31 protein-coding genes and 1 pseudogene are annotated in these 23,294 nt (G+C 70.9%); 9 read left to right on the top strand and 23 right to left on the bottom strand.

What is annotated here, in order from left to right; genetic code table 11:
* Window positions 1-64: 64 nt before the first annotated feature.
* From ACFWR9_RS11745 to ACFWR9_RS11730, 4 genes and pseudogenes are all read right to left on the bottom strand, one after another.
* Window positions 65-901: a heparin lyase I family protein gene (locus ACFWR9_RS11745; protein WP_383839293.1), complete on the bottom strand. Its 837-nt coding sequence runs from the start codon at window positions 899-901 to the stop codon at window positions 65-67.
* A 25-nt stretch (window positions 902-926) separates the two neighbouring features.
* Complete coding sequence (locus tag ACFWR9_RS11740) at window positions 927-2,936, bottom strand: PQQ-binding-like beta-propeller repeat protein (protein WP_383839290.1); 2,010 nt, start codon at window positions 2,934-2,936, stop codon at window positions 927-929.
* Window positions 2,937-2,999: 63 nt separating this feature from the next.
* Window positions 3,000-3,980 (bottom strand): hydroxyacid dehydrogenase, encoded by a 981-nt coding sequence (locus ACFWR9_RS11735; protein WP_383839363.1) that lies wholly within the window; start codon window positions 3,978-3,980, stop codon window positions 3,000-3,002.
* Between the two features lie 65 nt (window positions 3,981-4,045).
* Window positions 4,046-4,462: pseudogene (locus ACFWR9_RS11730) on the bottom strand (carbohydrate ABC transporter permease); the annotation flags it as partial.
* Window positions 4,463-4,820: 358 nt separating this feature from the next.
* Between ACFWR9_RS11730 and ACFWR9_RS11725 the strand changes: the two are divergent.
* The 4 genes from ACFWR9_RS11725 to ACFWR9_RS11710 all read left to right on the top strand — a co-directional run bounded on the left by ACFWR9_RS11725 (window position 4,821) and on the right by ACFWR9_RS11710 (window position 8,150).
* Complete coding sequence (locus tag ACFWR9_RS11725) at window positions 4,821-5,942, top strand: substrate-binding domain-containing protein (protein ID WP_383839288.1); 1,122 nt, start codon at window positions 4,821-4,823, stop codon at window positions 5,940-5,942.
* A gap of 163 nt (window positions 5,943-6,105) precedes the next feature.
* The gene (gene dhaK / locus ACFWR9_RS11720) at window positions 6,106-7,098 is read left to right on the top strand and encodes a dihydroxyacetone kinase subunit DhaK (protein ID WP_383839285.1); all 993 of its coding nucleotides are present in this window, start codon (window positions 6,106-6,108) and stop codon (window positions 7,096-7,098) included.
* A 49-nt stretch (window positions 7,099-7,147) separates the two neighbouring features.
* The gene (gene dhaL / locus ACFWR9_RS11715; RefSeq protein WP_383839282.1) at window positions 7,148-7,747 is read left to right on the top strand and encodes a dihydroxyacetone kinase subunit DhaL; all 600 of its coding nucleotides are present in this window, start codon (window positions 7,148-7,150) and stop codon (window positions 7,745-7,747) included.
* Entirely contained in the window at window positions 7,740-8,150 is a 411-nt protein-coding gene (locus ACFWR9_RS11710) for a PTS-dependent dihydroxyacetone kinase phosphotransferase subunit DhaM (RefSeq protein ID WP_383839280.1), read from the top strand. Before dhaL ends, ACFWR9_RS11710 begins: the two co-directional genes overlap by 8 nt.
* Before the next feature lie 26 nt (window positions 8,151-8,176).
* Here the strand turns inward: ACFWR9_RS11710 and ACFWR9_RS11705 are convergent, their stop codons facing one another.
* Window positions 8,177-8,344 (bottom strand): hypothetical protein, encoded by a 168-nt coding sequence (locus ACFWR9_RS11705; RefSeq protein WP_383839279.1) that lies wholly within the window; start codon window positions 8,342-8,344, stop codon window positions 8,177-8,179.
* Window positions 8,345-8,362: 18 nt separating this feature from the next.
* Window positions 8,363-9,214, bottom strand: coding sequence for a glycoside hydrolase family 75 protein (locus ACFWR9_RS11700; RefSeq protein WP_383839276.1), 852 nt, complete (start codon window positions 9,212-9,214; stop codon window positions 8,363-8,365).
* Between the two features lie 369 nt (window positions 9,215-9,583).
* Between ACFWR9_RS11700 and ACFWR9_RS11695 the strand changes: the two genes are divergently transcribed.
* Window positions 9,584-10,639, top strand: a complete 1,056-nt coding sequence (locus ACFWR9_RS11695) for a fibronectin type III domain-containing protein (RefSeq protein ID WP_383839273.1) — start codon at window positions 9,584-9,586, stop codon at window positions 10,637-10,639.
* A gap of 180 nt (window positions 10,640-10,819) precedes the next feature.
* A complete protein-coding gene (locus ACFWR9_RS11690; RefSeq protein ID WP_383839270.1) occupies window positions 10,820-11,053 on the top strand; it encodes a helix-turn-helix domain-containing protein in 234 nt (77 codons plus the stop codon).
* Window positions 11,054-11,122: 69 nt separating this feature from the next.
* On the opposite strand, the gene ACFWR9_RS11685 is transcribed toward ACFWR9_RS11690, so the two are convergent.
* From ACFWR9_RS11685 to ACFWR9_RS11665, 5 genes are all read right to left on the bottom strand, one after another.
* A complete protein-coding gene (locus tag ACFWR9_RS11685; RefSeq protein ID WP_383839267.1) occupies window positions 11,123-12,256 on the bottom strand; it encodes a methyltransferase domain-containing protein in 1,134 nt (377 codons plus the stop codon).
* Window positions 12,253-13,143, bottom strand: coding sequence for a radical SAM protein (locus ACFWR9_RS11680; protein WP_383839264.1), 891 nt, complete (start codon window positions 13,141-13,143; stop codon window positions 12,253-12,255). Before ACFWR9_RS11680 ends, ACFWR9_RS11685 begins: the two co-directional genes overlap by 4 nt.
* 193 nt (window positions 13,144-13,336) lie before the next feature.
* On the bottom strand, window positions 13,337-13,549 hold the full coding sequence (locus tag ACFWR9_RS11675) for a hypothetical protein (protein WP_383839261.1): 213 nt from the start codon (window positions 13,547-13,549) through the stop codon (window positions 13,337-13,339).
* Window positions 13,546-13,917 carry a DUF6415 family natural product biosynthesis protein gene (locus tag ACFWR9_RS11670; RefSeq protein ID WP_383839258.1) on the bottom strand — a complete coding sequence of 124 codons (372 nt, stop codon included), beginning with the start codon at window positions 13,915-13,917 and terminating at the stop codon, window positions 13,546-13,548. Before ACFWR9_RS11670 ends, ACFWR9_RS11675 begins: the two co-directional genes overlap by 4 nt.
* On the bottom strand, window positions 13,914-14,108 hold the full coding sequence (locus ACFWR9_RS11665; RefSeq protein WP_383839255.1) for a hypothetical protein: 195 nt from the start codon (window positions 14,106-14,108) through the stop codon (window positions 13,914-13,916). The genes ACFWR9_RS11670 and ACFWR9_RS11665 overlap by 4 nt, the downstream gene beginning before the upstream one ends.
* 238 nt (window positions 14,109-14,346) lie before the next feature.
* On the opposite strand from ACFWR9_RS11665, the gene ACFWR9_RS11660 reads away from it, so the two are divergent.
* From ACFWR9_RS11660 to ACFWR9_RS11650, 3 genes are all read left to right on the top strand, one after another.
* A complete protein-coding gene (locus tag ACFWR9_RS11660; protein WP_383839252.1) occupies window positions 14,347-15,219 on the top strand; it encodes a helix-turn-helix domain-containing protein in 873 nt (290 codons plus the stop codon).
* A complete protein-coding gene (locus tag ACFWR9_RS11655; protein ID WP_383839249.1) occupies window positions 15,216-15,440 on the top strand; it encodes a DUF397 domain-containing protein in 225 nt (74 codons plus the stop codon). Before ACFWR9_RS11660 ends, ACFWR9_RS11655 begins: the two co-directional genes overlap by 4 nt.
* A gap of 313 nt (window positions 15,441-15,753) precedes the next feature.
* Window positions 15,754-16,026, top strand: coding sequence for a hypothetical protein (locus tag ACFWR9_RS11650; protein WP_383839246.1), 273 nt, complete (start codon window positions 15,754-15,756; stop codon window positions 16,024-16,026).
* Window positions 16,027-16,075: 49 nt separating this feature from the next.
* Here the strand turns inward: ACFWR9_RS11650 and ACFWR9_RS11645 are convergent, their stop codons facing one another.
* The 12 genes from ACFWR9_RS11645 to ACFWR9_RS11590 all read right to left on the bottom strand — a co-directional run bounded on the left by ACFWR9_RS11645 (window position 16,076) and on the right by ACFWR9_RS11590 (window position 23,294).
* Window positions 16,076-16,735 carry an HNH endonuclease family protein gene (locus ACFWR9_RS11645; protein WP_383839243.1) on the bottom strand — a complete coding sequence of 220 codons (660 nt, stop codon included), beginning with the start codon at window positions 16,733-16,735 and terminating at the stop codon, window positions 16,076-16,078.
* A 145-nt stretch (window positions 16,736-16,880) separates the two neighbouring features.
* Window positions 16,881-17,174, bottom strand: coding sequence for a hypothetical protein (locus ACFWR9_RS11640; RefSeq protein WP_383839240.1), 294 nt, complete (start codon window positions 17,172-17,174; stop codon window positions 16,881-16,883).
* Window positions 17,171-17,356: a hypothetical protein gene (locus tag ACFWR9_RS11635; protein ID WP_383839238.1), complete on the bottom strand. Its 186-nt coding sequence runs from the start codon at window positions 17,354-17,356 to the stop codon at window positions 17,171-17,173. Before ACFWR9_RS11635 ends, ACFWR9_RS11640 begins: the two co-directional genes overlap by 4 nt.
* Complete coding sequence (locus ACFWR9_RS11630; RefSeq protein WP_383839235.1) at window positions 17,353-18,372, bottom strand: N-acetylmuramoyl-L-alanine amidase; 1,020 nt, start codon at window positions 18,370-18,372, stop codon at window positions 17,353-17,355. The genes ACFWR9_RS11635 and ACFWR9_RS11630 overlap by 4 nt, the downstream gene beginning before the upstream one ends.
* Window positions 18,372-18,650 carry a hypothetical protein gene (locus ACFWR9_RS11625; protein ID WP_383839233.1) on the bottom strand — a complete coding sequence of 93 codons (279 nt, stop codon included), beginning with the start codon at window positions 18,648-18,650 and terminating at the stop codon, window positions 18,372-18,374. The genes ACFWR9_RS11630 and ACFWR9_RS11625 overlap by 1 nt, the downstream gene beginning before the upstream one ends.
* 19 nt (window positions 18,651-18,669) lie before the next feature.
* Window positions 18,670-18,966: a hypothetical protein gene (locus ACFWR9_RS11620; RefSeq protein ID WP_383839230.1), complete on the bottom strand. Its 297-nt coding sequence runs from the start codon at window positions 18,964-18,966 to the stop codon at window positions 18,670-18,672.
* Between the two features lie 2 nt (window positions 18,967-18,968).
* Window positions 18,969-19,328 carry a hypothetical protein gene (locus tag ACFWR9_RS11615; protein ID WP_383839228.1) on the bottom strand — a complete coding sequence of 120 codons (360 nt, stop codon included), beginning with the start codon at window positions 19,326-19,328 and terminating at the stop codon, window positions 18,969-18,971.
* A gap of 1 nt (window position 19,329) precedes the next feature.
* On the bottom strand, window positions 19,330-20,205 hold the full coding sequence (locus tag ACFWR9_RS11610; protein WP_383839225.1) for a hypothetical protein: 876 nt from the start codon (window positions 20,203-20,205) through the stop codon (window positions 19,330-19,332).
* A 7-nt stretch (window positions 20,206-20,212) separates the two neighbouring features.
* Window positions 20,213-20,623 carry a hypothetical protein gene (locus tag ACFWR9_RS11605; protein ID WP_383839222.1) on the bottom strand — a complete coding sequence of 137 codons (411 nt, stop codon included), beginning with the start codon at window positions 20,621-20,623 and terminating at the stop codon, window positions 20,213-20,215.
* 9 nt (window positions 20,624-20,632) lie between these two features.
* Window positions 20,633-21,397 carry a glycine-rich domain-containing protein gene (locus ACFWR9_RS11600; protein WP_383839219.1) on the bottom strand — a complete coding sequence of 255 codons (765 nt, stop codon included), beginning with the start codon at window positions 21,395-21,397 and terminating at the stop codon, window positions 20,633-20,635.
* Entirely contained in the window at window positions 21,394-22,215 is an 822-nt protein-coding gene (locus tag ACFWR9_RS11595) for a hypothetical protein (RefSeq protein ID WP_383839216.1), read from the bottom strand. Before ACFWR9_RS11595 ends, ACFWR9_RS11600 begins: the two co-directional genes overlap by 4 nt.
* Complete coding sequence (locus ACFWR9_RS11590) at window positions 22,215-23,294, bottom strand: DUF5047 domain-containing protein (RefSeq protein WP_383839213.1); 1,080 nt, start codon at window positions 23,292-23,294, stop codon at window positions 22,215-22,217. The genes ACFWR9_RS11595 and ACFWR9_RS11590 overlap by 1 nt, the downstream gene beginning before the upstream one ends.

Below are 23,294 nucleotides of genomic sequence, written 5' to 3'. Positions count from 1 at the left end.
GGCAATCTCAGCAGGACAAGATCGTATTGGCTGTGGTGGAAGCCACAGTTCCGGCTCGGGCGGTTCAGTCGCTCCGGCCCAGGTCGATGACTCGGATGTTGTCGTGCTGGACCACTCGTGTCACAGGATCGCCCGCTTGCGTCGAGGAGGCCGGGCGGTACAGGCCCCACTTGATGTAGCCGAAGGTCGTGGGGTTCTCCGGGTGGAAGGTGTTGACGTCGGTGTACGTCTTCTTGAGCGTGAAATCCGACTCCCCCGGGAGCTGGGCGGACACCTTGTAGTACCCGGTCCTGTCCTCGGCCCAGCGGACGTCGACACGGAACCGCATCCACTTGTTGGTGTAGTCACGGAAGTCCTCGACCACCGGCGCCTGCAATTCCAGGAGCGGGGAACGGAACGCGATCTCGTTGCGCTTCGCCATGAGGTAGAACGACGGCTTGTTCCCGCCGGCGTGCTTGCCCTGGAAGATGATGTCGCCGGCGCTCCCCTTGCCCGTCTCCCAGTCCTTGAGCATGACGCTGAACTCGTAGCGGTGCACGTCGCCCACATGGATGAGCGACGCCTCCAGCTCGTTGTTCGCGCTCTCACTGCGGGGTGCCCCGTCGGACACGTAGTCCGGGTCGTCCAGCGTCACCTTGTGGGAGATCGAGCGTGAGCTCCCGTCGCCGCCGCTCTCGACCTTGGAGGCGTCGGGGGCCTCGGCGTGAGTCGTGGTGAGGCCCGCGATGCCGGAGTCCAGGGTGCCGGACTCGTAGTCGACCCCGAGCAGGCTGGACGTCGCGAGTGCCGTCCGGGGACGAGGCCCGGCCTCCGGCGTCGCGGAGGCGGTCGCGGCGTATCCGGTGCCGGCGATCGTGGCCATGCAGACGGCGACGCAGATCCTCTTGTGTACTTTCTTCATGGAAGCTCCCTGGAACGGGTTGTCACTACCGGTGGTGGTCGGTGATCTGGACGAGCGTGCGGCCCCGCATCGTGTAGAGACGGCCACGCTCGTCATGGGCGATGTGGGAGCCGCTGTACCAGCCGCCGTCGATGTCGGGGACGACGACGGAGACGGCGAAGGTCCTCGGGTGGAAGCGGAAGACGCTGGTGTCCGAGACGCCGTAGACGACACCGCGGTTGGTCACCATGGCTGCGAAGCCGTTGCTGACCGAGCTGACGTCCGCGCGGTGGATCAGCTTGCGCCGCGGGATGTCGATGACGAAGAGGCCGCCCTTGCGTGACAGGCCGTAGAGGTGGCGTCCGCGTACCGCGAGAGCGGCGGTGCCCGCCGACTGCCGCGGGTCCACCCGCCACAGCTCTTCGCCGGCCACCGGGTCGAACGCGACGACGGTGCTGCGCGGCCCGGTGGGGGTGGTGTTGTCACCGCCGAGGAAGGCGACGCCGTTCCTGCTTGCGATCCCGCGGACGCACTGCGACTCGTCGACGGGGTTGGCGAAGTGCCGGCAGCGGTTGGTCCGGGGATGGTACGTCCACAGTGCTCCGCCCCCTTCGGTGTCGGACTGCACTCCGGCGAGTACGAGACCGTTGTCCTCGTCGAAGGTGACGTCCAGCGGGCGGTTCTGCTCGGACGGGAAGTGTGCCGCCTGGCCGATCTCGCCGGTGCGGGGGTCGTACCGCCAGATGCCCTGGGAGTTGTACTGGCCGGTGTACAGCACGCGGTTGACGACGATGGCGTCCTTGGCCTCGCCGGGGGCGCGGAGGTTGACGACCTCGTCGCTGCCGAGTGTGTGGCGGGCGATCGTCGCGTTTCCGCCCACGTAGACGTAACCGCCACCGGCGGCGATGCCCATCACCGTCTGCGGGGCCATGGGCGCGCCGGCCCTGCCGAGGTCGGTGACGGCTGCGGTCCCCCGCTCCGGATCGATCTGGGCCACGAAGCCGTATGCCGAGGTGACGACGGCCTTGCCCGCGCGGCTGTCCACGCCCCAGATCTCGCCGAGTTCCGGTCCGTCGAACCGGACGGGTGAGATCGCGTTCGTCCTCGGCCGGTAGGCGAGCAGGCCCTCTTCGTTGGCGTAGTAGACGGTGTCGCCGATCATCGCGAACGATTTGGCGACCTTGCCGATCGATGTCGCGACCTGGTACGAGGACAGATCGTTCAGGTCCAGGAGCGCGACCTTGGCGTCTTCCGTGGAGCCGGCGGTACTCACGGCGAGCCTGTCACCGAGGACCGCGAGATCACGGATGCTCGGATCGCCCAGCAGCTCCGAGGGCGCGATCGAGGTGAAGGACTTCGCGGACCGGTCGTAGACGTAGAGGGCGGCCCTGCTGGTGTCGCCGCCGCCGTTGAACGTGGTGCCCGCGCCGAAGAAGGCGTGGGTACGGGTCGCCGCGACGGCCCGCGCGAGGGTGACTTCCGGGTCCGGCGTCCCCACGTTGCGGATCTCGCCGGTCGCGGGGTCGTACTCCCACAGGGCCGGGGCGGTGCCGCTGCCACCGCCGACGGCGTAGACGACACCGTCGGGTGCGACGGCGAGTGCGCGTACGTCACGGTCGGCGATGGAGCCGAGGGGTTCGGCCGGCCTGTCGGGCGAGTGCAGGTCCCAGCGGAAGAGATTGGCACTGCCGCTGGATGCCTTCTGCAGGATGCCCGCGTACAGGTACCTGCCGCTGTCATCGGCGGCGAGTGCCTGGATGGAGTGGCCGTTGGCCAGGTCGGTCCGTGCCACCATCTTCTGGGTCGGCAGGTCCACGGCGATGATCTGGGCGGGCTCGATGTTGCGAGATCCGATGTAGGCGGTGTCTCCGATCAGCAGCGCGCTCATGAGCGAGAACTGGCGCACGGCCGGGCCCAGGTCGACGATGTGCGGGGCCCGGTCGGCGGCGGCGGGAGCCGCCTGGGCCGAGTGGGCGGTCAGGCCGACGGCGGCCGCGAGGCCCGTCACGCCGCCCGCCCGCAGTACGGTCCTCCGGCTGGGGTGCGGATTGTTCATGACTCTCCTCCTGAGCTGAATGGGCATCTGGGACATCTGGTCGGTGTTCGGCCGGGGACCCGGTCATGCCTGCACGGTCAGGGACTGCCTGGTGACCGGTGCGAGTGGGGGCAGACCCGTGGCGTAGCGCTCCAGTTCGGTGAGTGCGGCGCCGGCCATGGTGCGGGTCTCGGAGCCGAGGGAGCCGGCTATGTGCGGAGTGAGGACGACGTTGTGGAGGTCGTACAGGATGCTGTCGGCGGGCAGCGGTTCGGGGTCGGTGACGTCCAGGACCGCGTGGAGGCCGGCGCGGCAGGCCGCCTCCAGCGCGGCGGCGTCGACCAAAGACTCCCGGGCGGTGTTGATGAGCACCGCACCTGGGGGCAGCGCTGCCAGTTGCGCCGCGCCGATCATGTGCCGGGTCTCGGGCAGTTCCGGCGCGTGCAGGCTGAGTACGTCGGCCTGTGGGAGCGCCTGCGCGAGCTGGGCCGGTTCGGCTCCCGCCGCGGTGATCTCGGCGGGGTCCGCCACGGGGTCGACGACCAGGACGCGGGCCAGGGCCAGGGTGTTCAGGAGGTCGACGACGCGGCGGCCGGTGCGGGAGAAGCCGACGATGACGACGGTGCGGTCGCGGCCGCTCAGTTCCCCACGGCCGTGCAGGTAGCTCCAGTCCTCGCGGAAGCGGCGTGCGTCCATGGCGAGGAACGGCGCCTTCTTGAACGCCCAGAGGACCGCGCCGAGCGTGTACTGGGCGACGGGCTCGGCGTTGCTGTCGGCGGCCGTGGTCACGAGCAGGCCACGGTCGAACACGGCGTCCGGGACGTGAGCGCGCACCGATCCCGCGGCGTGCAGCACCGCCCGAAGGCGCGGAGCCGCTCGCAGCACTTGACGGTCCAGAACCGGGCAGCCCCAGGAGGTGACGAGTACCTCCACTTCGGCGAGGCGGGCGCGGACGGTGCCGGAGTCCAGGTGCGAGGCGCTGAGCGGTTGCCCGAGGGAAGCGGCGGCACGCAGCCTGGCCAGTTCTTCCCGTCCGAACTGGGTGCGCAGAGTCCGGTCGTTCATCAGCAGCAGGGTTTGGGGTCTGCGGCGGGACGCGTTCGGACCGGTGTGGGTGGGTACGGTCGCGGTCACTTGACGCTCCCTGCGGACAGGCCGCTGCGCCACTGGCGTTGCAGCACCACGAAGGCGGTGATCAGCGGCACGACGGCGAGCAGGGAACCGGTGATGACCAGGGGGTTGTAGTCGGGGAACTGCGGGGCGCGGGTGTTCCACTGGTAGATGCCGAGTGTCATGGGGAACAGCTCGGGGTCGGTGAGCATCACCAGCGGCAGGAAGAAGTTGTTCCAGATGCTGACGAACTGGAACAGCAGGATGGTGACGAACCCGGGCGCCATCATCGGCAGGGCGACGGTCAGGAAGATGCGGAACTCACCGGCCCCGTCGAGGCGCGCCGCCTCCAGGACCTCGTCGGGCACGGCCGCGTCCGCGAAGGTACGTGCGAGGTAGACGCCGAAGGGATTGCTCAGCAGGGGGAGGAAGACGGCCCGTACACGTGTGGCTCCGGAGGCCCGGCTCGAACAACTGGTGAGTGCGCCGCCGGCGAGAAGCGCGGCGCCCAAGCCCGAGGAGGTCCGCAGCAGGGACCTCCGCGACCAGTTGCCGACGTCGGAGGAGAAACCGAACACCTGGGGTTTCCTTTCAGGCAGGAAGGTGTTCGCACACTTCAGCCGCTGCGCGATTTTCGGTCAACGAGAACGAAACAGATCGATCAGAATCGATAGCGAAAGAAACCCAAAGTGGCCCCCCTGGGCACCGGTGCACAGGATCTGAGCCTCCCGCGATAGAACTGAGGGGACACAACAGCAGCCGAACGAAACGAAACGATCAGAACGAAGGGTCACCATGGTGTTGGCATCGGAGCGGCAGGAGTTCATTCTCGCCACCGTCCGGGAGCACGGCACCGTGCGCCTGGCCGATCTGGTCGAACGGCTCGGCGTCACCGCCGTGACCGTCCGCCGGGACGTCACGACGCTGGCCGACCGGGGACTGGTCACGCGGGTCCACGGTGGGGTCACCGTGCCCTACCGCAGTGCGGGAGCCGACGAGAGAGTCACCCGGGGGATCCTCGCCCGCGGTCGGCTGCCCGACCAGGCCATCGTCGGCATGGTTGTCCCCACCGTCGAGTACTACTGGCCGGCCGTCATCCAGGGAGCGCAGGCGGCCGTGGCCTCCACGGGCGGGCGACTGGTGCTGCGCGCCTCCGCCTACGACGCGACGGAGGACCGGCGCCAGGTGACCGGACTCCTCGACCGCGGCGTGCGCACCCTGCTCGTCGCACCCACCAACACCGGCGACGCGGGCCAGGACCTGCTGCGCTGGCTCGGCACGCTGAACGTCCCCGTCGTCCTCGTCGAACGGCTGCCGCCGCCGACTCTGCCCACCCTGCCTCTCGACGCCGCCACCACCGCCCACAGCCTCGGCGCGGGCCTGGCCGTACGGCACTTGGTCACACTCGGCCACCGCCGCATCGCCTTCGTCACCGCACGCTTCAGCCCGACCACCAAGGCCCTGCGCGAAGGATGGCAGGAAACCATCGGCTCACTTGGCCTCCCGGACCACGCCGGTCTCGCACACGACGTGCCTCCGTACGGATCCTCCGGGTGGGCGGACGCCTACGACGCCACACTCCGCACCTGTCGCGAAGCGGGCGCCACGGGGCTGTTCGTACACTCCGACAGCGAAGCCATCGGCCTGATCGAACGCGCCCACGAACACGGTCTCACCGTCCCGGACGACCTCGCCGTCATCACCTACGACGACGAAGTGGCCGCCGCCGCCGACCCTCCCCTGACGGCCGTACGCCCGCAGAAGCGTCGGCTCGGCGCCCTGGCCGCCGAGATGGCTCTGGCCCGTGCCTCCGACCCGGTCGAACGACCCGTCCACCGCGTCCAGTTGTGGCCCACCCTGGTCGTCCGCGCATCCTGCGGAGGCACCCCGCCCATGACCGTCCCCATGAACCGGTGACCTTCACACATGAAGCGGTCCTTGTACGAGGGCACGCCCAGGACCTTCCGGCGCGTGACCTTCGCTGTCGCAAGGTCGATACTGCCGACAGCGGCGCCCCGGCCGCGAACTGCCCGGTCGTCCGAGCAATCCGATGACCCGCCACCCTTCCCAGGAGGTACCCATGAAGATGCTCATCAACGTCCCCGAGACCGTGGTCGCGGATGCGTTGCGCGGTATGGCGGCCGCCCATCCCGAGCTGGCCGTGGATGTCGAGAACCGGGTGATCGTGCGGCGGGACGCGCCGGTGGCGGGGCAGGTGGCGTTGGTGTCGGGGGGCGGGTCCGGGCACGAGCCGCTGCACGGCGGGTTCGTGGGGCCCGGGATGCTCACGGCGGCCTGTCCGGGTGAGGTGTTCACCTCACCGGTGCCGGACCAGATGGTGCGGGCCGCGGCGGCCGTGGACAGCGGGGCGGGGGTGCTGTTCGTCGTCAAGAACTACACCGGCGACGTGCTCAACTTCGACATGGCCGCCGAGCTGGCCGAGGACGAGGGCATCCAGGTCGCGAAGGTGCTGGTCAATGATGACGTCGCGGTGACGGACAGTCTCTACACGGCCGGGCGGCGCGGCACGGGGGCGACGCTGTTCGTGGAGAAGATCGCCGGGGCCGCCGCGCACGAGGGACGGCCGCTGGAGCAGGTGGAGGCGCTCGCCCGGCGGGTCAACGACAGCTCCCGCAGCTTCGGCTTCGCGCTCAGTGCCGTCACCACGCCCGCCAAGGGCACCCCGACCTTCGACCTCCCGGCGGGTGAACTGGAACTGGGCATCGGCATCCACGGGGAGCCCGGCCGTGAGCGGCGTCCCATGATGACCTCGGGGGAGATCGCCGAGGCCGCCGTGGACGCGGTCCTGACCGACCTCGCGCCGCGCAACCCGGTCCTCGTCCTGGTCAACGGCATGGGCGCGACGCCGCTGCTGGAGCTGTACGGCTTCAACGCCGAGGTGCAGCGCATCCTCCGCGGGCGCGGGGTCGCCGTCGCCCGTACCCTCGTCGGCAACTACGTCACCTCGCTGGACATGGCGGGCGCCTCCGTCACCCTGTGCGAGATCGACGAGGAGCTGCTGGGGCTGTGGGACGCGCCGGTGAGCACCCCCGGACTGAGGTGGGGCATGTGACGGTGGACGGGGAAGGGATCGCAACGTACCTACCAGGCAAGGAGACCCTGTGCTCGACGCCGACTTCTTCCGCCGCTGGATGACGGTCACCACCGCGTCCGTCGACCGCGAGGCGGAACGGCTCACCGCCCTCGACTCGCCCATCGGCGACGCCGACCACGGCAGCAACCTCCAGCGGGGGTTCAGGGACGTGGCGGCCGCGCTGGAGAAGGAGGCGCCGGACACCCCCGGCGCGGTCCTGATCCTCGCCGGGCGCCGGCTCATCTCCACCGTCGGCGGTGCCTCGGGGCCGCTGTACGGGACGCTGCTGCGCCGTACCGGCAAGTCGCTGGGGGACGCCCCCGAGGTCAGCCGGGAGCGGTTGGCGGAGGCGTTCCGGACGGGCGTGGACGCCGTAATGGCTCTCGGAGGTGCCGCGCCGGGTGACAAGACGATGATCGACGCCCTGGTGCCGGCCGTGGACGCCCTCGGTAACTCGTTCGCCGCGGCGCGTACGGCGGCCGAGGAGGGGGCCGAGGCGACCACGCCGTTGCAGGCCCGCAAGGGCAGGGCGAGCTACCTCGGCGAGCGCAGCATCGGGCACCAGGACCCCGGGGCCACCTCGGCGGCACTGCTCGTCGCGGCACTGGAGGAGGCGGCCGGTGAGTGACGACAAGCTGGTCGGGATCGTGCTGGTGTCGCACAGCGCCGCCGTCGCCGCGTCCGTGGCCGAGCTGGCCAAGACGCTGTCGGGCGGTGGCGCGGCCGTGCCCGTCGCCCCGGCGGGCGGGACCGCGTCCGGCGAGTTCGGCACCAGCTCCGAGCTGGTGTCGGCGGCCGCCGCGTCCGTGGACCGGGGCGCGGGCGTCGCCGTCCTCACCGACCTCGGCAGCGCGGTGCTCACCGTCAAGGCCCTGCTCGCCGAGGGCGACGAACTCCCGGACCACACCCGTCTGGTGGACGCGCCCTTCGTCGAGGGCGCGGTGGCCGCCGTCGTGACGGCCTCGACGGGCGCCGACCTCGCGGCCGTGGAGGCCGCCGCCGCGGAGGCGTACTCCTACCGGAAGGCATAGGCGCCGCGACCGGGGCGGGCGGGCGGTCAGGTGAGCCCGGCCGCCGCGGCGCGCAGCGCGCTGCGCAGGGCCGCGGCCAGTTCGGTCCGCGCCGCGCCGTCCGGGGCGTCGGCCGTGGGCCGCAGCTCACCGGCGGGCGGGGGCGTGGTGGTCGACACCGCGGCGTCCGAGCACGGCGTGGTGGGGCTGACCAAGTCTGGTTCGTCTCGGTCTCAGTCCTCGCCCATGAACTCCCGTACCAGCCGCTCCCCCTCCTTCTCGGCGGCTCCCAGGTCCTCGATGGGCTCGGCCTCGCTGCCCTTGAAGATGATGTACGTCACGTCGGACGCGGCACCGCCCCCGTGCGGGTCGGCCGGGACGCCGAGCGCCTTCGCGGCGGCGTAGGACGCCTCGCCGATGAGGTCACGCGGGCCGATGTCGCCGACGACCGCGTAGCGCACCCGGTCCCCGTGGACGAGGACGGCGAGCGATCCGCCGCGCACGCCGTCCTCGCGGTGGTCCCAGATGTCGCTCGGCTCGGGCACGACGACGTAGGGCAGGCGTTCGGCGTCCAGCGGGCGGCCGTCCGACCCGGTGAACGCGGTGGCGGGGCTGAAGTGCGGGTCGCTGCGACTGTTGCACCGGTCGCCGGGCACCCCGTCGCAGTCGACGTCCAGGTCGGCCTTCCAGTACACGGCATCACGCTTGCCGCAGACCGGGATGTCCGCCGGCGACCCGGAGTCCTTGCGGTAGCGCCCGCGCGAGACGGGCGTGCAGTCCCGTAACTCGGCCAGCAGGTCGGCGGCGCGGACGGGCGCCTCTCGCCCGCTTCCCTTCGGGCGGGCACCCGCCCCGGGGCCCGGCCCGACCCGAAACGGGGGAACGGGCGGCCCGGCCGGGCGGTCCGGGACCGGTCCGATCCGGACTCCGGACCGGTTCGCGCGCCCCGGGACGTCCTGGGACCGGTCGTCGGCCAGATGCCGCGCCGGGAGGTCGGCGCGGAGCGGGTGCGGAGCGTCGGGGAACGCCGTGGGGGCGATCAGGGCGGCACTGGCCGCGACCAGCGTCAGCGACTGGACACGCACGATGTGGCCTCTCCTGGGGGACATGGGCGGGCACTCGGCCCCATCTGTCCCCGATTCGGCCGTGCGGCCACCTTTCACAGGGCCAGACGGTGCACGCCCCGTCCTCCGCGCCCGCGTCAGGGGTGCGCGACCGGGGGCGGGCGGGGCGGGCCTGTTCCGGCTCCCGGCCCGCCCCGCCACCCGCGCCGGCACGGGATCCGCGACGACAGCGGTCCGCGCCACCGGCCCGAACCCACCCAGACTCCTCCGGCCTCTTTCGGGGCGACATCTGTGACGGCCCTCTTGATGTGATCGCGTCACGGGCGTCATATTGGTCCGGACCATTGCCGTCGCATCGAATCGGACCGACGCCCCACCGGAGGCTGAGCCGTGCGAGACGTACCCGTTCCCGCTGTTCCCGCTCCCGCCGCCGTCCCCGGGGTGTTCCTGCGCCGGTGCGCCCTGCCTCTGCTCTGCGGCGCGGCCGTCCTGCTGACCTCTTGCGGCACCGGCGCGGGCGGGGAGGGGGAGGCCGGTGGGCTGCCCGGCGTGCCCATGGGCGTCACCGCCGAGGCGGGCAGCGCGACGACGGTGCACGTGATGTGGAACGCGCTGGACGGGGCCGAGACCTACGAGGTGTACCGCGGCGGCACGTTGGTGAAGAAGGTGCCGGCGTCCGCGCGCATGGTGGACGTCACCCGGCTGCGCCCCTCGACGGCGTACGCCTTCGCCGTGCGGGCGCGCGACGCCGACGGGCGGCTCGGACCGCGCAGCCGGGAGGTGCGGGCGACCACGCCGGCCGCCGTGTCGGACGACTCGGCCCCGACCCGCCCGGAGGACGCCAAGGGCCGGGCGGCGGGTGGCCGGGCCGTCCAGCTCACCTGGTCCGCCGCGAAGGACGACCGCAAGGTGGCCTCGTACGACGTCTACCAGGGCGACACGAAGGTGCACAGCGTCGGCGGCTCCCAGACGGCGGCGGTGGTCACGGGGCTACGGCCGGGCACTCGTTACGCCTTCACGGTGCGGGCGCGGGACGCCGCCGACAACGTCTCCCCCGCCAGTGCGGTCGTCCGGCTCTCCACCCCGGGGTCCGACGACGGCCGCGCCCCCGCGCCCACGGATCTGCGCGCGGCCTCCCATCTCGCCGACGGGGCGTACCACCTCGACCTCACCTGGGTACCGCCTTACTGCGGAAGTACAGGCGGGACCTGCGGAAAGGCGCAGCGTGGGGACCCGGTCACCGAGTACCAGATCCACCTGGACGGCCGTCCGGCGACCTCCCTGGTCTACGGCGCCGAAGCGCCGCGCGACCTGGCCGAGTACAGCTTCTACGCGGGCCGGAAGGCCGGTGTCACGCACCGGGTGCGGATCCGGGCCAAGCTGGCCGACGGCACCTGGGGCGGCTTCTCGCAGGAACGGAAGGTCACGTTGGGCGCGGGCGGCTGACGTACGTCCGGCTCAGACCGGGCGAGTTCAGAAGGCCGTCAGAAGCCCGCCCCGACGGAGGCTTGCGGACCTCCAGCGGGGCGGGCGCCTTGAGAGCCCGAAGCACGGACATGACGAACCGTCACGAAAAGCGCCAGGGCTGGCGCTGACATCTGAACATGCACCCTCCACTTTTGTCGAGTGCCTAATGATCACCCGGACTGGATCACCGAAGGGCGCCGGGCGCTGGGCGAACGCATCGCGGACATGCGCGCCGCCGCGCACTACACCCAGGAGTCCTTCTGCGAGGCGACCGGGCTGAGCCGGCGCAACCTCCAGCGCATCGAACGAGGGGAAGCCGATCCCCGCTTCAGCGAGCTCATGCGCATAGCCGCCGCACTCGACACGCGGGTGACCGTCCTCATCAACGACTGACACAGGAAGGCCCCGCCCATCTGCCCTTGGGGGGGGAGCAGACGAGCGGGGCCGCTCTGGTGGGCGCCGTCAGAGCACCGCGCGCCACTTCCCTCTGGCGAGGCGGGTCTCCCCCTCCGGCGTGATCAGGACGCGCGCGCCCCGCGCCGGCAGTTCGCCGTGCTGGAGCCAGTACGCCCGGATGCCGTCCAGGATGTCCCACAGGCGCCGCGGGCCGCCCTGGTGGACGGTGGGCGCCTCGCTGCCTACGGACGTGGCCCGGGCCCATGACCCATCGGCGTGAGCCATGACGGCAGTGCGCCGGTGGCCGTCGTCCCGATAGGCGTGCTCGATGCCCGGTGCCACGATGCCGAGCATCGAGTCGAGATCCCACGCGTTGGCCACGTCGACGACCGGATAGGTGCCGGCGGTGACCTCCTCGCCGTCGATCTCGTGCGCGGCGGCCAGCAACCCGAAGGAGCCGGGAGGGTAGTTCTCGCCGTGGCGGGCGTGCATGAACCCTGCCCGGTCCCACTCCACGCGGCCGACGGCGGCCCCGTCCGCCCGTTTGTCCGCGGTGAGGATCAGCGACGTCCCGGCGATCGTGGTGACCAGCCGGCCACCGGTACACAGTCCGGTCAGCCAGCTGGCGGGCACGGTGCGTACCGCGACGGTGGCCACGATCCGGTCGAACTTTCCGGCCTTCGCCGGCAGCGGCCCGGTCGCGTCGACGGCCTCCACGGTGGGGTGCAGGCCGATCGTGGCGAGACGGTCGCGTGCCGCGTCCACCAGGTAGGGGTCGACGTCGATGCTCGTCACGGCGTCAGCTCCGAGCCGGTGCACGGCGAGCGCGGTCCCGTAGCCGCTGCCGGTGCCGACGTCGAGCAGCTCGTCACCGTCGTCGATCCGAGCGTGCTGGAACATGCGCACGACGAGGCTGGGCAGCGTCGCGGAGGACGTCGGCCGACCCGTCGGGTGGTCGTCCGGCTTCGCCTGGTCGGCGTGCAGCGCGCCGACGCGGGTGACCAGCGAGCGGTCGGCGTAGGCGGCCGGGTACCACTGGTCCTCGTTGACCGGGTCGCGCAACTCCCAGCGGCCGCCCTCGGCTTCCCACCAGGCGGGCACGAAGACGTGGCGTGGGGTGCGTGCCACCGCGCCCCGCCAGCGCGAGGACCGGTGGGTCACTCGGCTGGCGAGGTCGGCGGCTGAGGATTCCCAGATCACGCGGTCACTCCGAGGCTGGGCGTCGGGTCCGGGGCGTAGTAGGCAGGATCGCACGCCTCGGTGTTCGCCGGGTCGCAGTCGCCGGAGTCGTCCGGCGGGCAGGCCGCGCGCGGCATGGGCACGGCGTCGGTGAGCTGCTGCCACCGGTCGCTGTCGAGGATGTCGGCCAGGCGCTGCTCGCGGACGTTCCCGGCCACGAGGAACCGGGACAGGATGCACCCGGACACGGCGCCGTCGGGGTCGACGGACACCCGGTAGCGGAAGCAGTTCCCGCACAGTTCGCCCGTGCTCGGGATCGTCGCGGCCTGGTCGGCGGCGCGGCCCACCTTGCGGACGCGGTCGACCTTGATGCTGGTCACCCCGAGCCGGCGCAGCTCGTCTTGCGCCTGGTCGACGCGCTGCCCTTCGAGGACGTCGACGATGCCGACCCGCAGCGGGATGCCGCGCCGGACCGCTTCGACGATGTTGTCGCGGGTCCGCCGGTAGCTGCCCGGCCCGCGGGTGATCTCCTCGTGCTGCTGCGCCTGGTCGCTGTAGTAGCTGGTGGCCAGACACACGCCGGGCTGCGAGAACGCCGACCACAGGCCGGGCCGGACGTGGGCGAGGTTGGAGTACACCTCCACGCGCAGGCCGGCGGCCAGGGCGTGGTCGATGTACTGCGGCAGGTAGGGCGTGAGGGTCGGCTCGCCGCCGATGAACTGGACGGCGGGGATGCCGAGGCGCGCGATGTCGGTGATGACACGCTCCCAGTCCTCGCGCGTCATGGTGCCGCTGCTGGCCTTCGGGCCGGAGCTGGTGCAGCAGTGCGTGCACTGGAGCTGGCAGCGTCCCGTGATCTCCAGTTCGACGGAGCGAATGCCCGCGATCGGGGTGGTGGCAGTCGTCATTCAGTCCTCCAGGAGGTGGTGAACGTGGGCCCGCCCCGGGCGCTCGACCTGTCCAGGGTTGGGGGCTCGGGGCGGGTGTCTTGGGACCCGCCCCGCCAGCGGCTTGCGTTCCGCTGGCGGGACGGGCGTTCATCGGGTGCGACCCTGACCCGGCGGTCGCCCGGGGCCCCGTACGCCGGGGCAGGCGGGGCGGTCAGCCGCCCTGGGGGAAGACCCGCGCGAGCAGGATGCGGGCCAGCGCGCGGACGGCCACCGGGTGCATCCCCAGCTGGCCGGCGTGAGCGCGGTGCGCCCACACGTTCCAGCCGGGCCCGGAGTTGCCGGCCTCCTGCGCCACCAGGACCGCGTCGCCCGGGTCAGTGATCGGCTCGTCGCAGTACCGGCAGACGCGCACCTCGGGCGTCACCGGGACTCGCCGCTCATGCTCTCGTGGTGGTCGCAGAGGGCGGTGAGGACCCGGGCCAGGCGCCGGGCGTAGGCGAGCGGCCCACCGGGGCGCGGCAGCGGCTCCGCCTGGAGCTTGCGGCGGGCCTCGCCGACGCAGGCGAGCGTGCAGTACCGCGCGATGCTGTCCGGCTCCCCGACCGCGTCCTCCACGACCGGGATCAGCCGTTCCAAGTGGCCGCGCAGGTCCTTGATCGCCGCCGTTGCCGCGTCCTCCGCCTCCAGCTCTACGGGGCTCCCACCGTCGGGAAGGAGCACTGCATGCACGGTCTTGCGCATGGCCTCCAGGTCGACGGGAGCGGGCGCCTTGCTCTTCTCGATGGCGCTCACCGGGTCGCTGCCCGTTCGGCACGGTGGCGCGGGCACGTGCAGGGCGGGTAGGCGTCATTCTTCGGCGGCAGCTTCTTCCTGCTCCCGACGTTCACCGTGCCGCGGTCCTCGGTGACCGCGCCGGCCTGGTTCACCCGGTAGACGTGCAGGGTCATCTTGACGCCTGGCTTTCGCGGGGCGGTAGGTTTCATGGTGTCGGCGCTCCTCGCAGCGTTGGCCACGCCCCGGGAGGCCTCCACCTCGCCGGGGTCTTCTCATGCCACCGTGCTCCTCACCTCCAGAACCCGCAATAGAATCTGCCAGGAACCAGCCTGAGTTGAAGAATTGGCACATGCCACGGCGTGCGCATGGCTTCCGCTATGCGCACGAGTCGTGGAGAGTTGAACCCAACGCAGGGACCATGCGCACATGCGCGGGATTGGAGGGCACATGGCGGCGAAACCTCAGCCAACCGCCAGGCGCATCGGACTCGGCCACGAGCTACGCCAGTTACGCAAGGCCGCCGGACTGACCATCGCCCAGGCCGTAGAAGGGCTGTCGGTCGACGAGAGCACGCTCCAGCGCGTCGAGACCGGCTGGAAGTCCCTCCGACAGGCCGGCTACCTGCGCGAGCTGCTGGAGCGCTACGGCATCACCGACGATGCCCAAGTGGACCGGCTGGTCGCGCTCCAGCGCGAAGCATCCAGCCGGGAATGGTGGGCCGACGGCAGCACCAACATGCTGTCGGGCATGCCCAGGTTCCTCGGGATCGAGGCAGCCGCCCGGGAGATCCGGGCCTTCCACCCGACCGTCATCCCCGGTCTCCTCCAGACCAGGGACTACGCCCAAGCTGTCCACGAGCTGCACAAGCACATCGACGAAACCACATCCGAATTCGTCGACCAGAGCATGCAGCTCCGCATGAAGAGGAAGGAGGCACTGACACGCAAGGACGACCCCGTCAAGCTCTGGGCGGTCCTCAACGAGCCCGCCCTGCGCTATCCCGTCGGCACCGCCGACGTGATGCGTGAGCAGTACGGCGAACTCACCCAGCTGGCCGAGCTGGAGAACGTCACCATACAAATCCTGCCCGCCGGGGAACGGGGCTACGTGGCCTTCCACGACGTCAACATCATGGTCCTCGAAGACGGTCTGCCAATGACCATCCAGAGCGACACCGCGATGAGGACCGTCGCCGTCACGGACAAGCCGCGAGAAGTCGGCCGGTTCTCCCGCATGTTCGAAGCCATGTCGTCGAACGCTTTTCCCCCACGGGACACTCCGAAGATCCTGCACCAGCTATCGCGAGAGATCACAGAATGAACGATCTGCCTACCACGATCACGGCAACCGATCTGGAGGGCGTGGACTGGGTCAAGTCCTCCTACAGCAACAACGGCGGCAACTGCGTTGAGGTCGCCGACCTCACCGGCGCGGTCGCTCTGCGCGACTCCAAGCAGTCCGACGGGCCCGCCCTGATTCTCCCCGCCGACTCGTTCGGCTCCTTCATCACCGGCGTGCGCGAAGGCGGCTTCGACGCCTGACGCCGCATGAACTGTGACCCGCTCCAACCGAACTGGAGCGGGTCACTTTCATCACCACGCTACGTCAGACACGCCCGGGCACACGATTAAGCCCCCGCTGAGGGGCACACAGCGGGGGCAGCGGCGCCACGTCCACCTGGGAAGCGACACGGGGCACCAGCCCACCGCCCCCGGGAGGTGCCGGTCCCTTGCGGAGCGCACCGGTGAGGCGGTGGGGCGACCACAATGCGCCACCCTGGCCAGAAGGCACAAGACCCTGGACATGCCGAGCTACTCGCCCGCCCCAGACACGAGCGGGGCGCACACTGAGCCCATGGCTATCTACAACTGCCCCGCAACGATCATCGCGGACGGTAACGAGATCTCTGTCGAGGCATCGCTGGGCAGCAGCCACGACGGGACCTTCCGCAGTTGGGAGGGCAGTGTGGAAGCGACGGAGGACGGTGAGGACTTTTACGACGTCATGATCAGTGACGACGTGAAGATTCGGATGCCGGATGGCAGAGAGGGAGTCGTCGTGCCCACGTACACATCGGTGGGCTCAGGCCGCTTGGATGTCACGGGCAGCGGGCCTGCTCCGTTCTGATACAAGACGACGTCCCGCCGCCCGAAGGCGGCGGGCACGGGTGGCTGGACTATGAAGCTGGCTCGTACGTCACGGTCTGGTCGGGGCAGCCCATGGCGACTTCCCGCAGCGCTGCTGCTTCGGCTTGGTCGGCTGAGAGGGTCCAGCGGAGCTTCGTGCCCACCCACTCAGCGACGTAGCGGCAGTGCACTGCGGCGGCGGGCGGCAGCCATTGGGCCGGGTCTTGATCAGCCTTGCTCCGGTTGGAGCGGGCGGTGACAGCCACCAGGCTCGCCTCGGCGCCCTGGTCGTTGGCGTAGGCCTCGCGGCGTTCCGGCGTCCAGCCGGATGCTCCGCTGTCCCATGCCTCAGCGAGCGGCCCCATGTGGTCGAGGTCCGCGCTGGACGCGGACGTGATCCAGGTCTGGTCGTAGTACGACCACCATCGGCCACCCGTAATGCGGCACCGGGGCCCGACGGTGGGTGGTTCGACAGCCTCGGAGATCAGCACCTCGGAGCGGGTGTGGCACCCGTCGGCGGGATCTTCGCCGGAATTCCAGTGGCGGAAGAGGTCGCGGTCGTAGCCGGTGCGGTCCTCGGTGGCCACCGTCAGTCTGTCGATGGCTGCGGTCAGTGGGATGGTCTCTGCCGCGTGGGCGGGCGTGGAGACGGTGAGAGGCAAGACGGCGAGGGAGGCCACGGTCAGGCCGCGCAACACTGCGTTCAGCATGCTCTGTTGATAGCGGCATGAGTAGGGGCGCAGTCAGGCGCATTCCCAGTGCGCCGCCCGTGTGGGTGGAATGGTCGTACTGGAGAAACGAAACGCCCCCGCCGCCCTCGGGCGGCGGGGGCTGGCTGTAGACCTCTACGTGCCGTCAGGCCAGGAACAGAGCGATCACCGTGGCGACTACGGCGGCTACAGCGGCGAGGGCGCCGATCTGCGCGAGGGGCCATCGGCCCTTGTTCAGCTCGTCGATCTGCTTCTGGAGATCCTCGATCTCCTTGTCCATGTCGACGCGCAGCTGGCGGACGTCGGCGTCGGTGCGGTTCGTTCGCTCCACGAGGACACCGAGGGTGCCCTTGATCTGCTCCAGGCCCGTGTGGATCTCCCCTCGTAGCTGCGCCAGCTCGACTGCCACGTTGGTCGTCGGGTCCGGAGCGGCGGTCATGCCGAGTCCGCCGGCTTCCGGTTCGGCACCGCCCACGTGAGGCCGAGCGCCCCGAGGACGGCCAGGACGACGGTGACACCCTCTCCCGTCGTCAGTGTGCCGTTCTGCACGGCGGTGCCCAGCGCCGCGGTGCCGGCCGCGGCGCCGGCGACAGCAGCCTTCCAGTAGCGCGAGATCCTCATGACGCCTCCCAGTACAGGCCGCGCACCTTGACGTCCCCGACCTCGATCGGGGTCTGGTCGCTGGAGTCGGCCGGGTAGTAGATGAACTCGAAGCGGAGTCGCTCGTTGGCGACGATCGAACCGCTGTTGGAGAAGTCCGGGAACGAGCGGCCGTCGGTGCCGACCCGTTCGACGATCGGCGCGTTCCAGCGGGAGCCGTCCGGACGCAGGTGGTAGAAGCGACCCTGGAGCGTGGAGCCCGGCGGGACGGCCGCCTGGACGAAGGCCGTGGCCTGGTAGTGGGACGCCCCGGTCAGCAGGTCGGCGCCTTCGACGCTGAGGGTCTTCCACTTCCGGGGCGTGATCTGCTGGGCGTCGGCGACGTGCCGGCCGATCGCTCGCGGCATGTCTTCCTCCTCGGGATCGCCGGGTGTCCAGCCGGCGGGGTGGGTGAGGCGTTCTTCGACCCGGGCGCGCATCCCGCTCATGGTGAAGCCGCGCGGGTCGACCTTTCCGGGCTGCCACTCCAGGTGACCGATCACCGAGCGTTCGTTCCAGCCGTGGTGCCGGCAGACCGCGGCGGCCGCGCGCTCGATCGCGTCCAACTGCGCCGCCGGCCAGGGGTCGTCGCCGTCGCCCAGGTTTTCGCACTCGAAGCCGTAGAAGTGCCGGTTTCCGTCGGTGTTCGACTCGTTGTCCGCCGGTAGTGGAGTCTCGTTGATGACGGCGCGCAGGACGTCGTCGTCGCCCAGGCCGGCGTGGTTGGCGCGGCCGTAGCCGACCAGGTGCACGCGGCCGTCCTTGGTGATGACGCCGTGGCACAGGGGGCCGGGCAGACCCTCGTAGCCCTTGCGGCAGATCTCCACGGTGCGGGCGCTGCCCTTGGTCACGGTGTGGTGGATCATCACGCCGTTGACGGGTCCGAAGGGGCCCTTGTGGTTGCGGTTGTGGTTTCGCCAGTCGCCGACTTCGACGACGACCAGGCCCTCGTCGCGGAGCGCCTGGCGGAGGCTGCCGGCGGTCATGGGGTTGGCCATCACACACGCTCCGGCCAGGACCAGGTGCCGGGCTGGTCACCCGGGAGACGGGAGGTCGCCCACACGGGCGGGTCCTGTCCGTCCAGGAGCACGCGGAGGTTGACGGCGGCGTCGGGGCCGCCGGACCGGACGCGGACGACGACGGCCGGGTACTGCTGCCCGGCCTCAACGTGGTTGCCGGTCAGGCCGGACTGCACGCGCTGGTGGGCGATGTGCCGGGCGTCGTCCTCGCTGAGCCGGTACATCACAGTGCGGCCCGGGCTGGGTGGCTGGGGCATCGGTTCCTCCTTCTGCCGGTCAGGCGGGGATCCACTCGCCGCCTCGAACGAAGCCGTGGGTTCCGCAGCAGCGCCACAGCAGGGACGGCTCAAGGTGCAACGGCTCGCGGGAGACCAGGCGGTGGTCGGGCGCGGCCTGCGCCTGCCAGCGGCCCTGCTGCGGGCACCAGTGCCAGAACCAGGGGTTCGGGTCGGTGAGGTCGGCCGTGAGGTGCGGGGGCACCCAGCCGTACGCGATATTCGCGGCCAGCTGATGGACCTCGGTCCACCAGTCGCACCACTGCGTGGGCGGGGCACTGCGGTCGGTGAAGCCCACGATCACAGCACGGTGATCATGTCGGCCTTGCGGATGATGGACTCGCCGGGCCGGGTATCGACGCCCTCGGTCTGTACGAGGACCCACCGCTGGTAGGTGCCGGCCACGAGCGCCAAGTCCGCGCCGACGGCCGGGCCGATCAGGGCGACGACATCGATGACGCCGTCCTGGGCGAGCGGCCCGTCCGGGTCGGCGACGCCGTTGACGAGCTGCACCGTGGTGAAGTCGGCGACCGCAGGAATCTCTTGCAGGTCGGTGGTGTGGTAGACGCCGACCGCAGTGACCTGCGTCGGCCCGCCCCGCGTGAACGTCAGCGCGTTGGACGTGTACTCGGTCGCGGTGCTGTACAGCTCAACCGGCATGTCAGGGCTCCCTCTCCAGGATGGTCTCCGCCACGTCGGGGCTGAGGACGGTGGCGCCGACACCGAGCGCTGCTATGCGGGTCGGGCCGACCGACACGGTGACGTCTTCCGCGCTGGACTCGAAATGCCCGGCGGCCGCGAGGCCCACGCCTCCGAGGACACCGGCGAGGCTCGTGCGGCTGACAATCCGGCCAGCGCCGGAGGCCTGCGGTCCACCGAGCGCCAGCGCCCCGGAAGCGGCTGACGACAGGTCGCCTCCGAGTTGCGCGCTGGCTCCCCCGGGGGCGGCGTTGAGGCTGCCGGACAGGGTGTTGGTGGCGACGCCGACGGTCTGCATGCGCATCTCGCCGCCGCCGGACCCGGAGAAGTAGCCGTTGACGAAGTGGACCTGGACGTTGCTCAGGTCCCAGGCGGGCAGGTTCTCGATGCCGGCGCCGCCGCCGAAGGGGTTGACCCAGGTGGCCCCGTCGGCGGACGTCTCGAAGTGCATCTGGGTGGCGGTCGTACGGATGCGGCACCAGCGGTGGTCGGTGCTGTTCCACGGCAGGAACCCGTCGTCGGCGCCGACGAAGTAGCCGAGGCTGGTGGAGAACCGGCCGTAGTGGATTTCCTGGCCGGTCACGCCGTTGCCGATCGAGCAGTACTGTTCGACGCCCGCGACGGCGCTGCCCGTGAACGTCCACTCCCAGGTGAAGGTGTCCTCCTGGAAGTCCCGGGAGGGCGGGGTGAAGCCCATGAAGTGGTAGTCGGTGGACGCGGTGATCGCCGCGTACCCGTTGCCGGCCGACTGGGAGACGCCGACGCTGTTGTCGTTCCACAGGCCGGTGTTGAGGGCGGCAGCGTCGAAGGCGTCGAAGAGTGTGGAGAGCTTGGCCACGGTCGCCTCAGCCGGAGGCGGGGATCGAGAGCGTGCCGTCGGTGATCTCCACGTCCAGGCCGGTGCTGACCGTGGTGGTGTTGACGACCAGGTCGGCGCTGGACACGCCGACGCTGCCGTCGATGCGGGCTACCCCGGCAGAGTCGAGGATGCGGAACCAGGTTGCCGTCCCGTCGGCGACGGCGGTCACCGACAGCGGGGTCCCGGCCAGGGCCGCGGATCCGCCGGAGGAGGCGGCGAAGGCCGTGGCCGCGAGCGTCACTTCGGCGAGCAGGGTGCCGGTCGCGGTCGCGTCGGGCCCGGCGGGCTGTGTGCCGGAGCGGATCTGCAACTTGCCGCCGGCAGCGCCTGCGTCGACCAGCGCGGTGATCGCGTCGGCGGCGGCGTTGCGAGCGGCACCGGAGATGAAGACGGTCATGGGGCCCTCTCAGAAGTAGGTGGTGACGATGCAAATGCCGTCGGCGCCGTCGCCGCCGTTCGTCGCGCTGTTGGCTGCGGTGCCGGATACAGCGCCGCCCCCGCCGCCGCCGTAGCGGCCTTCGTCCTGGGCGCTGGTGCCGGGCGCGGCCCCGGAGGTGATCGCTGTTGCGCGCTGCTGGGTGCCGTACAGTCCGGCGCCGCCGTAGCCGGTGGTTGCGGGGGATGCGTCGACGACCACACCGTTGCCGCCGTCGCCGCCGCGGACCAACAGGTCGCCGGCGGTACCCACTCCGGCATCGCCACCGGCGACGGCTCGCGTCGTCGTTGCCTCGATCCCGGCGAAGCCACCGCTGCCGCCGGCCGCGACCACGGTCGACCCGAACGATGTGGAGCTCCCGGTGTTGCCGTTGTTCCCGCCGGCCGCGCCGCCGGTGCCGCCCGCGCCGATGACCACGGTGACGGTGTCGCCGACCGAGGCTGCTGGGATCATGGATTCGGCGTAGCCGCCGCCCCCGCCGCCGCCCGCGCACGCCGACTCCGTGGAGCTGGTGGCAGGCACGCCGCCTCCCCCGCCTCCCCCGCCGACGACTTGGACGTGCATCCACTTCGCGGCGTCTGGCTTGGTCCAGGTCCCGGAGACGGTGAAGATCTCCCGCTGGGGCATGCCCAGCTGCGGGTTGATCGACCCGGCCATGGTCGCGAAGTGCTCCCACAGGCGGGTGTTGTCGGTGCTGGTCGGGTAGACGATCCCGTTGGACGTCGTGTCGCTCAACTGCCTCTCCTCCACGAGATCGTGAGAGCCCAGGCCGCCGACCAGGAGGCCCGCCCGGCGAACTTCAGATACGGGCTGTCCGAGTTGACCGTCATGGCGATGCCGCCGCGAGTGCCGTCGACCATGGCCTGCGCCCACGACTTGGGGATCTCGAACTTGCTGATGGACTGGTTCGGCTTCAGTCGGGGCCCGGCGCCGGTCTCGTTCAGCGTCGGCTCGTTGAACTGCGGGGTGGATTGCGTGACCAGACGCAGCGTGGGCGCCCGGGCGGCGAAGTCCCCGCCAGACAGGCGGCGCAGCCTCAGCGTGGCCTTGGTGACCTTGGCCCCTTCGATCGAGCGGGGCCGGGAGCCGTAGAAGGCAACGCCGGTGTTGCGGCCGTGCGCGCTGCCGCTGTAGCGGCCCTGGTAGGTGTCGGTGTTCGTCGGCGATCCGACGTCCGTGCGCCAGCGGCCATCGCGCCACGTGGACGTGGCGACGGGCAGGATCAGGAGAGTGCCACCGGTGATGGTGGGCTTCGGGTCGGGGGCGTCGTCCCCGCTGGGGACCTCGGGCGTCTCGTCAGGTCCCTGCTCCGGCGGGGCCGGGGGCGTGTTGGGGTTGGCCTGGAGAACGGCCTGGACGAAGTAGGTGGACAAGCTGCGGGTGATGAGCAGCGCGTCCCCGGCCGCGACGGTGAGACCGGCGATGACGCGGGCGGTGATTCGGATGCCGGCAACGTCGACCAGGCAGGCCCCGCCGGACACAGCACTGCGGGCGGTGCCCACGATGCTGCCGTACCCGGCCAGGCTGACCCGGTTGTCCGCGAAGTTCGCCATCAGAGCGGCACCCGGACCGTGGCCGTCATCTGCCCCGGCGTGAACGGCAGCGTCAGCGTTTCCACGGTCCCCGGCGCGCCGGTCAGGCTGTTGTTCGTGAGGGCGACGGTGTCACCGACCTGGAGGCCGGGGTGCGGGACCATCGTCACCTCCAGGCGCCGGTCGGCGTTACGGCGTAGCCGGATGAGCGTGGTCTGCGCTGCCTTGCGGCATTGCTCGATCGTCTTGAGCAGGGGCGAGGAATAGAAGTAGGGCACGGGCAGAGGGCTGAAGGCCCCGCCGACCTGATAGGGGCTGGTCTGGTCGTAGACGGTGCCTCGAAGCTGGGTTCCCTCGGTGTCCTCGCCCTGGGCGACGACGACGTTGAACGCGCCGTCGCGGCTGCTGGAGCCCTGCCAGCGCATCACCGTGCCGCCCTGCCCGTCGGTCAGCGCGAGTACCGGAGTCCCCAGATCGACCACGGGCTCGATGAGCAGGTAGCCGTCCTCGTGCATCCGCGCGTCCGCCGGCCAGGCGAGCAGTACCTCGGTGAGTGCCGCGCGCCTGTCCTGGTCCCACTGCATGGCGAGGGGCACGTCGCGGTCGACGAGCGTGGAGTCGAAGACGACCGTGAGCGCAGGTTCGACCAGGCCGCGCACCGTGGAGACGAGCGTGTCCCCGGCGGCCGGCTGGTAGGGGGCGACGAACTTGGCCTCCTCGATGAGTGCGAGCAGACCCTGGGCGGTGACGGTGACCTGGTCGCCCTCCGCGCGCGAGTCGGTGATGAGGAACCAGCCTCGGTCGATCCACTCCATGCCGGCGCCGATATCGACGCCGTACGCGATGTGCAGCTGCTGCCCGAACGCGGCCAGCGGGTGATCCGGGTTGCTGTCGGGGTCCCAGTCGATGCCGCGGTCCCTGCGGGGGACGGTGAGGGTGACGCGCTCGGGGACGGTGAGGGATCGGTCGCGGGTCTCGGAGCCGTCCGAGATCGGCACATCGTCGGCCAGGAGTTCGCCGCCGCGCCAGGATGAGACGCGGATCTCCATGACGTAGCTGCGCTGGGTGATGGCGAGCGCTTCGGCGGAGAGGTCCAGCAC

Source organism: Streptomyces sp. NPDC058534 (genome assembly GCF_042717365.1).
Lineage (GTDB): Bacteria > Actinomycetota > Actinomycetes > Streptomycetales > Streptomycetaceae > Streptomyces.
This window is presented reverse-complemented; position numbering and strand designations above follow the sequence as displayed.